Here is a 13169-nt window from a genome sequence, read left to right as displayed (position 1 = left end):
TCTCCACTAGCTGACGTCGAGGACGATCTTGCCGATATTGCTGCCGTCCTCCATGCGCTCGTGCGCGCGCCATGCCTCGTGCAGCGGGTAGACCATGTCGATGATCGGCGCCACGCGCCGTTCCACCAGCAGCGGCCAGACCTTCAATTCGAGTTCGCGCGCAATGCCGGCCTTGAACTCCACGGGCCGGGCGCGCAGCGTCGAGCCGGTGTGCTGCAGGCGCTTTACCATGAGCCTGGTGAAATCCGCATTGGCCTTGGCGCCGTTCAGAAACGCGATCTGGACGATCCGCCCGTCCATCGCGGCTGCGTCGTAATTGCGGCCGATATAATCACCGCCGACCATGTCGAGGATGAGATTGGCGCCCCGGCCCTCGGTGACGCGCTTGACCGCATCGACGAAATCCTCCGTCCGGTAATTGATCGCCGTATCGGCGCCGAGCTTGCGGCAGGCCTCGCATTTCTCGTCGGAGCCCGCCGTGGTCATGACGCGCGCGCCAAAGGCGGCGGCGAGCTGTATCGCCGTGGTGCCGATGCCCGATGAACCGCCATGGACGAGGAAATCCTCGCCCTCCTGCAATTGGCCGCGCTCGAACACATTGTGCCAGACGGTGAAATAGGTCTCCGGTATCGCAGCCGCCTCGATGAAGCCGTAGCCGGCCGGGATGGGCAGCGCATTGGTTTCGTGGACGGCGCAATATTGGGCATAGCCGCCGCCGGCGACGAGCGCGGTCACGCGTTCGCCCGGCCGGAAGCGAGTCACGCGGCTGCCGGTGGCGACGATCTCGCCGGCGATTTCGAGCCCGGGAATATCCGACGCGCCGGGCGGCGGCGGATAATGCCCCTGCCGCTGCAGAACGTCGGGGCGGTTCACGCCGGCGGCGCGGACCCGGACCAGGATTTCATTGTCGCCCGGCTCCGGCACTGCGCGCTCCGCCGCCTTCAGGACGCGCGGCCCGCCTGGCGCGGTGATTTCGATTGCCGTCATCTCGGTGGGGATCGTCTCGCTCATATTCGCTTCCAGCATCGCTTTCATTGACTGCTTGCATTGATTGCTTGCATTGACTCGGCGAAATCGTAGGAGCCCGCTTGCGTGGACACAAGGCACAAATCGCCGTGGAGACGGCAATGGTCGGACCCGGCCGCTCCACACTGCCATCCTGCAAGCCTCTACTTCCCTCATGCTGAGTCGAAGCACCCACTATCTTGATGCAACCCAAAAAGCGATTGCGCCACCGTTGCTGCGTGCTTCGTGGTTCGGCTAGCTCACCATGAGGGCTCAGGATGAGGGAGAGTGGAGTTTTGCAGGGGGATAATTCTGCGAGGTTGCAAACCTGGGCTCTCTGCTTTTCTGCAATCAAATCAATCATTCTCATCCTGAGCCCCTCATGCTGAGCTTGTCGAAGCACGAAGGACCCCGCGACGGCAATACAACACACGCCCCTCCTTGGGGGATAAGTGGAAACTTATCCCACCACTTTGAAACCGGGTTATTTTGATTCGGTCCTTTCCAGTGGGGGAGCAGCTTCCGGTGCTGTTTCGATTGCTGGGAAAGGATGGCGTTGCCGGACGGTCGGAAGTGACAACCCCGATTGGCCGGCAAACTGCAGAAGGAAACGGAGGTGGCGCTTCGTTTCCGGGTTGTTGCGTCTGACAAGCGCAGGAACAGCAGGCAAAGACGTCGCGGGCGGTCTTCGGACCTCGACCCTGATACCACTACGACGCGCTGAAGACCGCCCGTCTCCCCCCATTTCAATGACCAGACGCGATTTTCGCGGGCGTGGTGCGGATTTTCCGTATTCAACAGGTGTTGCACGACCACCACCTCCCTCATGCTGAGCCTGTCGAAGCACGCAGCAATGGTGATGCAATCAATCGGAAAGTTGGCTCAGCATGAGGGAGGTGGATTGATCGCCGGGTAGCAGATCAGCTGGCAGCTCAGGAAAATATTTGCGGTTCCAAGCGGTTGCGCTGTATCCTGACCGCTTCGGACGGCAAGCGGAGGAGACGATGTCAGTTTTCGATGAAGAGCCAAGGCGCAAGGTCGCTCACGAGATCGGCCAGGACCTGTCCCTGTTGTCCGTTGCCGAACTTGACGAGAGGATCGAACTGCTCAAGACCGAGATCGTCCGCCTGGAAGAGGAGCGCGGCCGCAAGGGCAGCAGCAAGCTTGCCGCCGAAGCGCTTTTCCGCTGAATGTTCATGCGGCCATCAACTCTCCGCAATACATGTAGATGAACGTGATCGGCCACCGGTCAGTTTGATTCGCCAGAGGGGATTCTCCCGTGTTCCGTTCGTTCGTACAGGTCTTCGCGTTGCTCTGCGGCACATCCTTCCTCGTCATGGCATCGGGCCTGCACGGCCTGCTGCTGCCGTTGCGCGGCGGCGTCGAAGGCTTCTCCACCACGTCGCTCGGCCTGCTCGGCACCGCCTGGGCAGGAGGGTTCATCACCGCCTGCCTGCTGGCGCCGCGCCTCGTCCAGCGGGTCGGGCATGTGCGTGCCTTCAGCGCCTTCGCCTCCATCGCCGCCATCGTGGCGCTGATGACCGGATTGCTGGTCGATTCGACCGCCTGGATCGCCCTGCGCGCCCTGACGGGATTTGCCATGGCCGGTTCCTACATGGTCATCGAGAGCTGGTTGAACGAGCGGGCGAGCAACGCCAATCGCGGCCAGATCTTCGGCCTCTACATGGTGGTGAACTTCGGTTCGATCACGGCGGGGCAATTGATGATCGGCTTCGGCGACGTGCGCAACGGAACCTTCTTCATGCTGACCGGCATCCTGTTCTGCCTGGCCCTCATCCCGACGGCGATTTCCACCGCGAGCAGCCCCAAGCCGCTGACGGAGGTGCAATTGGACCTGAAGGCGCTCTACCGCAATTCGCCGGTGGCATTTCTCGGCTGCATCCTCATCGGCGTCGCCAATGGGGCATTCGGCACGCTCGGCGCCGTCTATGGCGCCGCGACCGGCATATCGACGGCCGAGATCGCGCTGATGATGAGCGCCGCGGTCCTCGGCGGCGCGCTGATGCAGATCCCCGTCGGGCGCATGTCCGACCGCACCGACCGGCGCTACGTGCTTGCCTGCGTCGGCGGCGCGGCGGCGCTGATCGGCCTGATGATCTTCGCCTTCGCCCCGCATAATGCGACGCTGATCCTGATCATGACCGCGATCTATGGCGGGCTCGCCTATACGCTCTATCCCGTCGCCGTCGCCCATGCGAACGACTTTTCCGATTCGGAGAATTTCGTGAAGGTGACGAGCGGCCTGCTGCTGCTCTATGGCTTCGGCACGATGATCGGGCCGGTTCTCGGCGCCTGGGCGATGGAGGCGGTGAAGGCGGAAGGCCTGTTCGCCATAACCGCGCTGGCGCATGCGGCCATCATGGTCCACGCCATCATCCGCTCGCGGATGCGCGCTCCCGTGCCGATCGACCAGCGCGACAATTTCCAGACCGCGCATTCGGAGCGGGCGACGCCGGAGGGCGTACGCCTCGATCCCCGGGCTGAAAGCGCGCCTGAATAGAAGGATCGACACAAGGCGCATTGACTCCGGGGCAGGATTGAACCGAAACTTGGCGCATCATGGTTCAAACCGACCCGTTCCTGGCCATTGCCGATCCAAATCGCCGCCATCTGCTGGAGGAGTTGCGCCGCGCGCCGAGGACGGTGAGCGAGCTTGCGGCCGGACTGCCGATTTCACGCCCGGCCGTATCGCAGCATTTGCGCGCGCTGCTGGATGCAGGGCTGGTGAGCGTCGCCGCCGAGGGCACGCGCAGGATCTATTCCGTCGACAATGACGGTTTTCTCCACCTGAATATCTGGCTGGACCAGTTCTGGAGCGAATAGGGCCCGGCTCACGCAATGCGGAGCCGGGCCCTTTTTATGGCGCGTGCCGGAAGCACGCGAAATTCCTTGGTCGAGCCTGTCGGCCTTGTCATCAATGATGGGTGACGATTGATCTCAGCTTTTCGATTTGATCCTTCAGAACAAGCTTTCGCCGCTTGAGGTCGGTGATTCTGAGGTCGTCGGTGGCGGGACTTAGAAGCGCGTCGGAAATCTCTTTTTCGAGTGCGCCATGCTTACGTTCAAGCGTTTCAAGATGAGACTCAATGGCCATGCAGCTTCTCCCTTGTTGGTGTCCTTGCTCGTAAATGCTCTGCCCGCCGCGTGGCGACTTTATGACAGAGCCGTGACACTGTGCCACCACTTTGCGCGAATGTCGAATTTGTTTCGTAGGATTTTCTTGTGGTGTAAAATATGATATGGCAGCGCGCCGGTAAGGAACAGGAATTGGTCCATGCCGAACACGATTCCTTTACTATAAATGATCGGGATTCACTGCATGTCCGACCAGGATCAGGCTGACATTCGACTGGCAGTCGCAAGATTGAAACAAGAGCATCTCGATTTCGATGCCGCGATACAGGCGATGATTCAGGTGGGTTGCGACCAGCTTCGCATTCAGCGCATGAAGAAGAAAAAGCTGGTGATCAAGGACAAGCTGATCGAGCTTGAAGACAAGATCATTCCCGATATCATCGCATGATTTCATCAGGAGGCGCCGGGCGCGCCTTTCACTCCGTTTCCCAAAGCAATGATTGAAGGATGCTCAATGGCAGACACCCGCGCTGACGTCGCAATTATCATGGGGAGCCAGTCCGACTGGGCCACCATGCGCCATGCAGCGGAAACGCTCGACAGTCTCGGGGTTTCGCATGATGACAGGATCGTTTCGGCGCATCGCACGCCGGATCGGCTGGTTGAATTTGCCAGGGGCGCACGCGACGCGGGTTTCAAGGTGGTCATAGCCGGCGCCGGCGGCGCGGCGCATCTTCCGGGCATGGCGGCCGCGATGACGCCCTTGCCGGTCTTCGGCGTCCCGGTCGAATCCAAGGCGCTGTCGGGGCAGGATTCGCTGCTCTCGATCGTGCAGATGCCGGCGGGCATACCGGTTGGAACGCTTGCGATCGGCCGGGCAGGCGCGGTCAATGCGGCGCTGCTGGCGGCGGCGGTGCTCGCCCTTGGCGATGAGGACCTGGCCCGGCGGCTCGATGCGTTCCGCCAGGCGCAAAGCGAAAAGGTCGCCCTGCGGCCATCAGACGAGGCATGACGATGATACTACCGGGCGCGACGATCGGCATAATCGGCGGGGGACAGCTGGGACGCATGCTGGCAATGGCGGCGGCAAGGCTTGGCTATCGGACGGTGGTGCTCGAGCCGCAGCCGGATTGCCCGGCGGCGCAGGTTGCGAACCAGGTCATCACCGCCGCCTATGACAATCCGCAGGCGCTCGACCAGCTGGCGGAACTCAGCGACGTCATCACCTATGAATTCGAGAACGTGCCGGTCGATACCGCCGAGCAGCTCAGCGACAGCAAGCCGGTATTTCCGCCCTGCGAAGCCTTGAAGGTTTCGCAGGATCGCGTCACCGAGAAACGCTTCCTGGCGAAGGCCGGCATCAAGACGGCGCAATGGCGGGTGGTGGAAACCGAGGCCGAGCTCGAGGCGGCGCTGCTGGCCTTCGACGGCAAGGGCATCCTCAAGACCCGCCGCTTCGGCTATGACGGCAAGGGCCAGTACAAGTTCAGCGGCGCGGCCGGCGAAACCGCTGCGGCCGGGTTCGCGGCCGTCGGCAATGCGCCCTCGATCCTCGAGGCGATGGTGGAGTTCACCCATGAGATCTCGATCATCGCGGCGCGCGACCAAGCCGGCAATATCCGCATCTACGATGCCGCCGAGAATGTCCACAAGGACGGCATCCTCATACGGTCCACCGTGCCGGTCTCCGTTTCCTCGACCATGGCGGGCCTCGCGGCCGATGCGGCGCGCAAGCTCCTGGAAGCGCTGAATTATGTCGGCGTGCTCGGCGTGGAATTCTTCGCGCTGGCCAATGGTACGCTGCTGGCGAACGAATTTGCGCCGCGCGTGCACAATTCCGGCCATTGGACGGAGGCGGCCTGCGCGGTTTCGCAGTTCGAGCAGCATATCCGCGCCATTGCCGGCCTGCCGCTCGGCGATACGAGGCGGCATTCGGATTGCGTGATGGACAATCTGATCGGCGACGAGTGGAAGAGCGTGCCGAGCCTCCTCGGCGAGCCCGGCGCGGTCGTGCATCTCTACGGTAAGGCGGAATCGCGCCCCGGCAGGAAAATGGGCCATGTCACCCGCATCACCAAGCGGCTCTGACGCGACAATTTGCCGAAAGCGCAAGGAATCGCACGCTGGATCGCTACTCGGGAGTTGACAATCCAGCCATTCCTTGGCTATTTCCCCGCAACGTGTTTGTGGCGCGCTGATTGAGGCGCGCTTTTTCGTAATGCCCGGTTTCGGGCGTAAAGATACCGGTGCTAAAATGAAGATCAAGAATTCGCTCAAGGCCCTGAAGGCCCGTCATCGTGGCAACCAGCTGGTTCGCCGCAAGGGTCGCATCTACATCATCAACAAGACGGCTCCGCGCTTCAAGGCGCGCCAGGGCTGAGCCCAAGCTCACGCTTATTTGCATTTGACGTTTCGCTGACAGGAACTAACATTCCTGCCATGTGGAACGTTTTTGCTTTTTTTGCCCTCATTCTCCTTCTGGCCGTGCCGGGCCTGGCTACGGCGCAAGAATCGTCTGACCCCCAATCGTCTGGCCCCCAATCATCAGCTCCAGAATCGCCGGCTCCGGAAGCGCTGAACCAGCAGGTTCAGGAAGCCGTGAAGGCGGCTGCGCTGGCCACGCCGAACATGACGCTGGCGCAGAAGAAGGCCGCCCGGCTGGACGAGCTCTTTGCCTCGCTCAAGCGCGAGAGCAATGCGGTCAAGGCTTCGCGCATCGCCACGCAGATCCAGTCGCAATGGCAGAATTCCGGCAGCGCGACGGTCGATCTGATGATGGGCTGGGCGGCGAAGGCCATCGAGGACAAGAAATATGCGATGGCGATGGATTTCCTCGACCAGGTCACCGTCATGCGTCCCGATTATGCCGAAGGCTGGAACAGGCGGGCGACGGTGAATTTCCTCAACCGCGATTATGGGCGCTCGATGGCCGACATACGGCGAACGCTGGCGCTGGAGCCGCGCCATTTCGGCGCCATCACCGGCATGGCGGCGATCCTGAAGAGCAATGGCCAGACGGAAGCGGCGTTCCATGCACTGGAGCGCGCGCTTGAAGTCTATCCCATGCTGCGCGAGGCGCAGCGGGAAGCCGGGGAACTCGCCGAGCAACTGGCCGGCCAGCGCACCTGAACCGGCGCCGGCAGCGGGCGCCGGCACCAGCTCCTTTTCGCGGCAGATCAGATGCCGGTCAGCCCATCCGAACCGATATAGGCGATGCGCAGCATGTTGGTCGAGCCGGGGGTGCGCAGCGGCACGCCGGCCGAGATGATGATGCGATCGCCGGGATTGCCGAATTCTTCCTGATAGGCAATGTGGCAGGCACGATCGACCATGTCGTCGAGGTCGGTGGCATCCTCGGTCACGACGCAATGCAGGCCCCAGACGAGCGACAGCCGGCGGGCGGTCTCGACGACCGGCGACAGGGCGATGATCGGCAGCAGCGGCCGCTCGCGCGCGGCGCGCAGGCCCGTGGTGCCCGATGCGGTATAGGTGACGATGGCCGAAAGGTTGAGCGTCTCGGCGATCTGGCGGGCAGCGAGCGAAATGGCGTCCGCCCCGGTCGCGTTCGGCTCCGGGCGCTGGGCGTGGATGATGCCGGGATAGTTCGGATCGAGTTCGACTTCCTCGGCGATGCGCGCCATGGTGGCCACGGCTTCGACCGGATATTCGCCGGCGGCGGATTCAGCCGAGAGCATGACGGCGTCGGCGCCTTCGAACACGGCGGTCGCGACATCCGACACTTCGGCGCGCGTCGGCACCGGCGCGGTGATCATCGATTCCAGCATCTGGGTGGCGACGACCACGGGCTTGCCGGCACGGCGGCAGGCGCGGATGATCTGCTTCTGGATGCCGGGAACCGATTCCAGCGGCATTTCGACACCGAGATCGCCGCGCGCCACCATCAGCGCATCGGACAATTCGATGATCTCGTCGAGACGCGCCACGGCCTGCGGCTTCTCGATCTTCGAAAGGAGAGCGACGCGGCCACGGGAAATCTTGCGCACTTCGGCAAGATCCTCGGGCCGCTGGATAAAGGACAGCGCCACCCAGTCGATTTCCTCCTGCAGCACGGCATCGAGATCGCGGCGATCCTTCTCGGTCAGCGCACCGACGCCGAGCGTCGTGTCAGGCAGGCTGACGCCCTTCTTGTCGGAAATCTTGGTGCCGGAAACGACGCGGCAGCGGATGGATTTGCCGTCGGTCGCCTCGGCGATCAGCGCCAGCTTGCCGTCGTCGATCAGCAGCCGGTGGCCGGGCTCGACCCCCGCCAGAATCTCCGGATGCGGCAGGTAGACGCGCGTTTCGTCGCCCGGCGCTTCATTGTCGTCGAGCGTGAAGGTCTGGCCGGGCACGAGGTCGACCCGCGTATTGGCGAATTTGCCGACGCGCAGCTTCGGGCCCTGCAGGTCGGCGAGAATGCCGATCGGGCGGCCGAGTTCCTTCTCGACATTGCGGATGCGCCGCACCAGCTCGCGCATCAATTCGTGGCTCGCATGGCTCATATTGATGCGGAACACGTCGGCACCGGCTTCGAAAAGCTTGCGAATCATCGCTTCGTCGGAGGAAGCGGGGCCAAGGGTGGCGAGTATCTTTACCTTACGGCGGCGTCTCATTGAGGAGGGGTATCCGTTACAATTGGGGAGGAGGGAGGGGTTTCTTCGGTCAGCTGGACCATCCAGCTCGTCTGTTCGCCGGTATCGTATTCCTGGAAGCCGGCGCGCTGGAACCCGCGCGCGAAGCAATCATTGATCCCGGTGATCTTGAACTGGTTTTCGGCAACGCACATGTTGATCTTGCCGTCCCAGCGTCCGCCGCTCTGGGCGTCTTCTGCATAGAGATAATAATAACGCGATGTCAGCGGCCCGACAAGCAGCGTGGTGCAGGAGGAGGCATTGACATGCCACCAGCCTTCCGTGATCCAGCCCGACTTGGCGCGGTAACCGATAGCGACACCCACGAGGTTCTGCGTCGTGTTGCAAACGCGGAAATCCGCCCTCGCTTCACTCGGCTTGAAAATACTGCCCGCAATGAGAATGAATAGAAATGCCGCGAGGAAAGTGCCCGATCTCGCCTTAATACCCCTACTCAATATTGCCTCCGTCCGGTCTTTGACCTTCTTTTCGGTAGTTTCGCACCCATTGTCAACGCGGGAATAAGTCGTATAGCCTTTCTTGCCTTGGGTGCACCATTTATCTCGCAATCCGCTGGTTTTCGCGCGCTGCAATCACCCCGCTTTCCCTCATGCCGAGCCCACCGCATCGCGGGCCTGCTTCGCTCATGCCGAGCCTGTCGACGCAGCACCTCTCACGGCACGCATCTTGCCAAATGGCAATAATGTGCTATTTTTATGCCAGAAAGAGAGGGTGCCATGCAGCTCCAGCCCATTGAGTCGACCCCATCCAGCAAATCTTCGGCCGAAATCACCGAGGAGGAAGCCGGCGCGCTCGCCCGCACGGCGGTCAATCTCTTCAACGCGTGGAAGCTCACCGATTCACAGGCCTGTACCTTGCTCGGCGGTTTGTCGGCTCGCACCTGGGCGCGCTGGAAGGAAGGCAATATCGGGCGTGTCGATCGCGACCTGAAGATGCGGCTGGCTCACCTGATGGGTATTCACAAGGGGCTGCGATACCTGTTCAAGGACCCGGCCAGGGGCTATGCGTGGATCAAGGCGCCCAATGCGGCTTTCGGCGGCAAGTCGGCGCTCGAAATGATGCTGCAGGGCGAGCTTTCCGATCTTGCCGTGATGCGGGAGTGGCTCGATGCGGAGCGGAGCGCATGGTGAGCGGGCTTGCCGTCCGATCCCCAGTACGATGGCCCGGCACCTACCGCATCATCCGCTCCATATATCCGCCGGTGGACCTGTTTGAAGACATCGCCGATCCCCGCGACTGGGAGGCGCTTGTCGCCGTCGAGGCGAAAACCAATCCGCGTCTTCGATTCGAGGTCGGCGATCTCGGCAAGGTGCCGGCGAACCGCCGCGTTTCGGGCACCGGCGCCAGCCTTGTCATGGCCCCCTTCGTCCATTGTTCGACCGCGCGACCGGGCCGCTTCTCCGACGGAAGCTATGGCATCTATTATGCCGGCGAGAGCGAGGAAGTCGCCGTCGCCGAAACCATCCATCACCACCAGAAGTTCATGCGTTCGACCGACCAGCCGCCGGGCTGGACCTCGGATTTTCGCGTGCTGGTGAGCAGCATCGACCGGGCACTGGACGATGTGAACGCGGTGCCGGGCGTCCTTGACCCGCATGATTATGCGGCTTCCCACATCGAGGGCCGCGAGCTCCGGGCCGCGGGCAGCGATGGCCTGTTGTGGAACAGCGTGCGAATGCGCGGCGGACGCTGCATCGGCATCTTCTGGCCCGACGTCATTCCCATTCCTGTCCAGGGCCGGCACTATTGTTATCACTGGAACGGCACGCGGGTGGATTTCGTGCGCCAATACGATACCGAAGCGGTGCTGGCGGTGAGTTGAAGGCTTGCAAAGCGGGGCGGCGCGTGGAAAACAGGACCGACCTGCCATGGATACAGAGTAGCCGCATGTCCTTTGCCCCTTTTCACCATGTCGATGGCGACGATGCCAGGGGAATGGTCCTGCTCGCGGATCACGCGCGGCGCGATCTGCCGGAGGAATATGGTTCGCTCGGCCTGCCCGCGGCGCAGTTCGACCGCCACATCGCCTATGATATCGGCGTCGAGGACCTGACCCGCAAGCTCGCCGCGCGGCTCGGCGTGCCGGCGGTGCTGGGCGGCTTCTCGCGCCTGCTGATCGATCCGAACCGCGGCGAGGACGATCCAACGCTGATCATGCGGCTTTCGGACGGTGCCATCATTCCGCGCAACAATCCGATGCCGCCGGAAGAACGGCGGCGGCGCATCGAGCGCTATTACCGCCCCTATCACGATGCCGTGTCCGCCGCCATCGCCCGCGTCGCGGCGGCGAGCGGCGCAGCGCCGCTGGTGATCTCGGTCCATTCCTTCACCGCCTTCTGGAAGGAGACGCCGCGCCCCTGGCATGCGGGCATATTGTGGGACAGCGACCCGCGTGCTGTGCTGCCGCTGCTGGCCGGGCTGCGCGCCGATCCGCTGCTGGTGGTAGGCGACAACGAGCCCTATGATGGCGCCCTGCGCAACGATACGATGTTCCGCCACTGCGTGGTGCCGGGCTATGCGCATGCGCTGATCGAAGTGCGGCAGGATCTCATCGGCGACGATGCCGGCACCACGCGGTGGCGCGATTTGCTGGCGCCGATCCTTGAAGGCATGAACGCAACGCCCGACATCCATGTGGTGCGGCATTACACGTCGCGCACCGGGCCGATGGAAGATGGAACTGGAACATGACTGAACTGACCGAAAGGCAGAAGATCGAACTCGAAGCCGCGGCGTTTCGCCGGCTCGTCGAGCATCTGCGCAGCCGCAGCGACGTGCAGAATATCGATCTGATGAATCTCGCCGGCTTCTGCCGCAATTGCCTCGCCAACTGGTACAGGGAGGCGGCCGAGGCTTCCGGCATCGCGCTTGGCAAGGATGAATCGCGCGAGCTGATCTATGGCGAACCCTATGCGCAGTGGCAGGCCAAGCACCAGCGCGAGGCGAGCGACGAACAGAAGGCGGCCTTCGAGACCAGCAAGCCTTCGCACTGAGTCCCCTTGGCACTGATCCCTTCGCGATCCCTTCGCACTGATCCCCGGCATGAGAAACCGCCGTCGCGGACTCTATTGGCTTGACTCCGCGGGTCGTGGTCGGGCATCGGAACGTCGAGCGCGGCCAGTCGAGTCGCCAGTTGAATGATCACGGAGCATGAGATGACCATGGATGATATGTCGGCGCCGGCGGGTGTAGAAGGTGTTGCCGCAGCGGAATTGCGGCAGTTCATCGAGCGCATAGAGCGGCTCGAGGAAGAAAAGGCTACGCTGCAGGATGACATCAAGGAAGTCATGGCCGAGGCAAAGGGCCGGGGCTACGACACGAAGATCATCCGCACCATCGTGCGCCTTCGCAAGAAGGACGCCAATGAACGCAAGGAAGAAGAAGCGATCCTCGAATTGTACATGAACGCCCTCGGCATGGTTTGACGACCCGAGGGTCGCCATGAGAGAGCGGGCCGCTCATCATGAATCGGGCTGATCGGGCCGGCGATTCCAGCGCCGCAGATAGTCCACGAGCGCCCGCAGCTTGGCCGGCTGGTGCTGCCGGCGCGGGTAATAGAGATGAAAACCCGGAAACGGCGCGCAGAAGGGCTCGAGCAGCGGCACGAGCTCGCCCCTTGCCATGTAGGGCCGCATGGTTTCCTCCATGCCGAAGGTGATGCCGCCGCCCGCGCAGGCCGTGCGCAGCATCAGTTCCATGTCGTTCGTCGTCAGCCGGGGCTGCACCGCCACATCGAAGTCGCGCCCGTCCTCGGTGAATTCCCAGCGATAGGGCGCGGTGTCCGGCCGCGGGCGCCAGCCGACGAGACTATGGTCGAGGAGATCGCGCGGATGCAGCGGCGCGCCCCGTGCCGCGATGTAATCCGGTGAAGCCACCGCGAACTGGCGCTGCCGGGACGAGACCGGCACGGCGATCATGTCCTGCTCGATCACTTCCTCAAGGCGCACGCCCGCATCATAGCCGGCAGCGACGATGTCGAATGTTTCGTCGGTAATCGTGATATCCATGTCGATCGCCGGATGGAGCGCGAGGAAGTCCGCAATGAACGGGCCGGAGAGAAAACTCTCGGCGATGGAGGAAACGGCAAGGCGCAGCATGCCGGATGGCTCCTGGCGCAATTCCCGTGTCGCCTGCAGCGCCGCCGCGAGATCGAGCAGCGGCGGACGCGCGCTTTCATAAAGCTTTTCGCCGGCCTCGGTCAGGCGCACGCTTCGCGTCGTGCGCTGCACCAGCGCCACGCCCAGCCGGTCCTCAAGCCGTTGCAGCGCCTGGCTGACGGCAGAACGCGTCACGCCCAGCCTTTCGGCGGCGAGCCGGAAGCTGTCCGCTTCCGCAATCGCCATGAAGACCGAAATACCATCGAGATCATTGTTCATTGGTTAGCATCACTAACCAGTCTGTTTGGAATTGGCAACT

At 62.7% G+C, this 13169-nt stretch carries 17 protein-coding genes and 1 pseudogene; 13 read left to right on the top strand and 5 right to left on the bottom strand.

Features of this window, described 5'->3' with window-relative positions:
- Positions 1–6: 6 nt before the first annotated feature.
- Complete coding sequence (locus tag OSJ75_RS05395) at positions 7–1011, bottom strand: NAD(P)H-quinone oxidoreductase (RefSeq protein ID WP_267227189.1); 1005 nt, start codon at positions 1009–1011, stop codon at positions 7–9.
- A gap of 998 nt (positions 1012–2009) precedes the next feature.
- Between OSJ75_RS05395 and OSJ75_RS05390 the strand changes: the two genes are divergently transcribed.
- The 3 genes from OSJ75_RS05390 (at position 2010) to OSJ75_RS05380 (ending at position 3849) form a co-directional block, all read left to right on the top strand.
- Positions 2010–2195, top strand: coding sequence for a DUF1192 domain-containing protein (locus OSJ75_RS05390; protein WP_250020112.1), 186 nt, complete (start codon positions 2010–2012; stop codon positions 2193–2195).
- Between the two features lie 89 nt (positions 2196–2284).
- Positions 2285–3526: an MFS transporter gene (locus tag OSJ75_RS05385; protein WP_323748426.1), complete on the top strand. Its 1242-nt coding sequence runs from the start codon at positions 2285–2287 to the stop codon at positions 3524–3526.
- A gap of 59 nt (positions 3527–3585) precedes the next feature.
- Entirely contained in the window at positions 3586–3849 is a 264-nt protein-coding gene (locus OSJ75_RS05380; RefSeq protein ID WP_267227188.1) for an ArsR/SmtB family transcription factor, read from the top strand.
- Between the two features lie 91 nt (positions 3850–3940).
- On the opposite strand, the gene OSJ75_RS05375 is transcribed toward OSJ75_RS05380, so the two are convergent.
- Positions 3941–4120, bottom strand: coding sequence for a YdcH family protein (locus OSJ75_RS05375; protein ID WP_250020114.1), 180 nt, complete (start codon positions 4118–4120; stop codon positions 3941–3943).
- A gap of 225 nt (positions 4121–4345) precedes the next feature.
- Between OSJ75_RS05375 and OSJ75_RS05370 the strand changes: the two genes are divergently transcribed.
- From OSJ75_RS05370 to OSJ75_RS05350, 5 genes are all read left to right on the top strand, one after another.
- Positions 4346–4549, top strand: a complete 204-nt coding sequence (locus OSJ75_RS05370; protein WP_250020115.1) for a YdcH family protein — start codon at positions 4346–4348, stop codon at positions 4547–4549.
- A 66-nt stretch (positions 4550–4615) separates the two neighbouring features.
- A complete protein-coding gene (gene purE, locus OSJ75_RS05365) occupies positions 4616–5113 on the top strand; it encodes a 5-(carboxyamino)imidazole ribonucleotide mutase (RefSeq protein ID WP_267227187.1) in 498 nt (165 codons plus the stop codon).
- Entirely contained in the window at positions 5110–6189 is a 1080-nt protein-coding gene (locus OSJ75_RS05360) for a 5-(carboxyamino)imidazole ribonucleotide synthase (protein ID WP_267227186.1), read from the top strand. Before purE ends, OSJ75_RS05360 begins: the two co-directional genes overlap by 4 nt.
- Positions 6190–6355: 166 nt before the next feature.
- Positions 6356–6481: a type B 50S ribosomal protein L36 gene (gene ykgO, locus OSJ75_RS05355; protein WP_250020118.1), complete on the top strand. Its 126-nt coding sequence runs from the start codon at positions 6356–6358 to the stop codon at positions 6479–6481.
- Positions 6482–6699: 218 nt separating this feature from the next.
- Positions 6700–7230: a hypothetical protein gene (locus OSJ75_RS05350; RefSeq protein ID WP_267227185.1), complete on the top strand. Its 531-nt coding sequence runs from the start codon at positions 6700–6702 to the stop codon at positions 7228–7230.
- A gap of 47 nt (positions 7231–7277) precedes the next feature.
- Here OSJ75_RS05350 and pyk read toward each other — a convergent pair whose 3' ends face one another.
- Together pyk and OSJ75_RS05340 are read right to left on the bottom strand one after the other, a co-directional pair.
- Positions 7278–8714, bottom strand: a complete 1437-nt coding sequence (gene pyk, locus OSJ75_RS05345) for a pyruvate kinase (protein WP_250020120.1) — start codon at positions 8712–8714, stop codon at positions 7278–7280.
- Positions 8711–9103 (bottom strand): annotated as a pseudogene (locus OSJ75_RS05340) (DUF1036 domain-containing protein); the annotation flags it as partial. The pseudogene OSJ75_RS05340 and the gene pyk, both read right to left, overlap by 4 nt.
- Before the next feature lie 366 nt (positions 9104–9469).
- Between OSJ75_RS05340 and OSJ75_RS05335 the strand changes: the two are divergent.
- The 5 genes from OSJ75_RS05335 to OSJ75_RS05315 all read left to right on the top strand — a co-directional run bounded on the left by OSJ75_RS05335 (position 9470) and on the right by OSJ75_RS05315 (position 12178).
- Positions 9470–9883, top strand: coding sequence for an MbcA/ParS/Xre antitoxin family protein (locus OSJ75_RS05335; protein WP_267227184.1), 414 nt, complete (start codon positions 9470–9472; stop codon positions 9881–9883).
- Positions 9877–10575 (top strand): RES family NAD+ phosphorylase, encoded by a 699-nt coding sequence (locus tag OSJ75_RS05330; RefSeq protein WP_267227183.1) that lies wholly within the window; start codon positions 9877–9879, stop codon positions 10573–10575. The genes OSJ75_RS05335 and OSJ75_RS05330 overlap by 7 nt, the downstream gene beginning before the upstream one ends.
- A 65-nt stretch (positions 10576–10640) precedes the next feature.
- Positions 10641–11444, top strand: a complete 804-nt coding sequence (locus OSJ75_RS05325; protein ID WP_250020170.1) for an N-formylglutamate amidohydrolase — start codon at positions 10641–10643, stop codon at positions 11442–11444.
- The gene (locus OSJ75_RS05320) at positions 11441–11746 is read left to right on the top strand and encodes a DUF1244 domain-containing protein (protein WP_267227182.1); all 306 of its coding nucleotides are present in this window, start codon (positions 11441–11443) and stop codon (positions 11744–11746) included. Before OSJ75_RS05325 ends, OSJ75_RS05320 begins: the two co-directional genes overlap by 4 nt.
- Positions 11747–11923: 177 nt before the next feature.
- Positions 11924–12178: a DUF2312 domain-containing protein gene (locus OSJ75_RS05315; RefSeq protein WP_371929563.1), complete on the top strand. Its 255-nt coding sequence runs from the start codon at positions 11924–11926 to the stop codon at positions 12176–12178.
- A 36-nt stretch (positions 12179–12214) separates the two neighbouring features.
- Here OSJ75_RS05315 and OSJ75_RS05310 read toward each other — a convergent pair whose 3' ends face one another.
- The gene (locus tag OSJ75_RS05310; protein ID WP_267227181.1) at positions 12215–13129 is read right to left on the bottom strand and encodes a LysR family transcriptional regulator; all 915 of its coding nucleotides are present in this window, start codon (positions 13127–13129) and stop codon (positions 12215–12217) included.
- Positions 13130–13169: the final 40 nt, after the last annotated feature.

It is taken from the genome of Phyllobacterium sp. 0TCS1.6A (assembly GCF_026420825.1).
In the GTDB taxonomy this organism is placed as follows: domain Bacteria; phylum Pseudomonadota; class Alphaproteobacteria; order Rhizobiales; family Rhizobiaceae; genus Phyllobacterium.
The sequence above is the reverse complement of the archived record's forward strand: the minus strand, read 5'-3'. Positions and strand labels throughout refer to the sequence as shown.

Coding starts and splice junctions, on each gene's coding strand:
- OSJ75_RS05335 (WP_267227184.1), top strand. CDS start 9,470: ATGCAGCTCCAGCCCATTGAGTCGACCCCATCCAGCAAATCTTCGGCC.
- OSJ75_RS05390 (WP_250020112.1), top strand. CDS start 2,010: ATGTCAGTTTTCGATGAAGAGCCAAGGCGCAAGGTCGCTCACGAGATC.
- OSJ75_RS05380 (WP_267227188.1), top strand. CDS start 3,586: ATGGTTCAAACCGACCCGTTCCTGGCCATTGCCGATCCAAATCGCCGC.
- OSJ75_RS05330 (WP_267227183.1), top strand. CDS start 9,877: ATGGTGAGCGGGCTTGCCGTCCGATCCCCAGTACGATGGCCCGGCACC.
- OSJ75_RS05325 (WP_250020170.1), top strand. CDS start 10,641: ATGTCCTTTGCCCCTTTTCACCATGTCGATGGCGACGATGCCAGGGGA.
- OSJ75_RS05360 (WP_267227186.1), top strand. CDS start 5,110: ATGACGATGATACTACCGGGCGCGACGATCGGCATAATCGGCGGGGGA.
- OSJ75_RS05370 (WP_250020115.1), top strand. CDS start 4,346: ATGTCCGACCAGGATCAGGCTGACATTCGACTGGCAGTCGCAAGATTG.
- OSJ75_RS05320 (WP_267227182.1), top strand. CDS start 11,441: ATGACTGAACTGACCGAAAGGCAGAAGATCGAACTCGAAGCCGCGGCG.
- OSJ75_RS05395 (WP_267227189.1), bottom strand. CDS start 1,011: ATGAGCGAGACGATCCCCACCGAGATGACGGCAATCGAAATCACCGCG.
- OSJ75_RS05315 (WP_371929563.1), top strand. CDS start 11,924: ATGTCGGCGCCGGCGGGTGTAGAAGGTGTTGCCGCAGCGGAATTGCGG.
- OSJ75_RS05310 (WP_267227181.1), bottom strand. CDS start 13,129: ATGAACAATGATCTCGATGGTATTTCGGTCTTCATGGCGATTGCGGAA.
- purE (WP_267227187.1), top strand. CDS start 4,616: ATGGCAGACACCCGCGCTGACGTCGCAATTATCATGGGGAGCCAGTCC.
- ykgO (WP_250020118.1), top strand. CDS start 6,356: ATGAAGATCAAGAATTCGCTCAAGGCCCTGAAGGCCCGTCATCGTGGC.
- OSJ75_RS05375 (WP_250020114.1), bottom strand. CDS start 4,120: ATGGCCATTGAGTCTCATCTTGAAACGCTTGAACGTAAGCATGGCGCA.
- pyk (WP_250020120.1), bottom strand. CDS start 8,714: ATGAGACGCCGCCGTAAGGTAAAGATACTCGCCACCCTTGGCCCCGCT.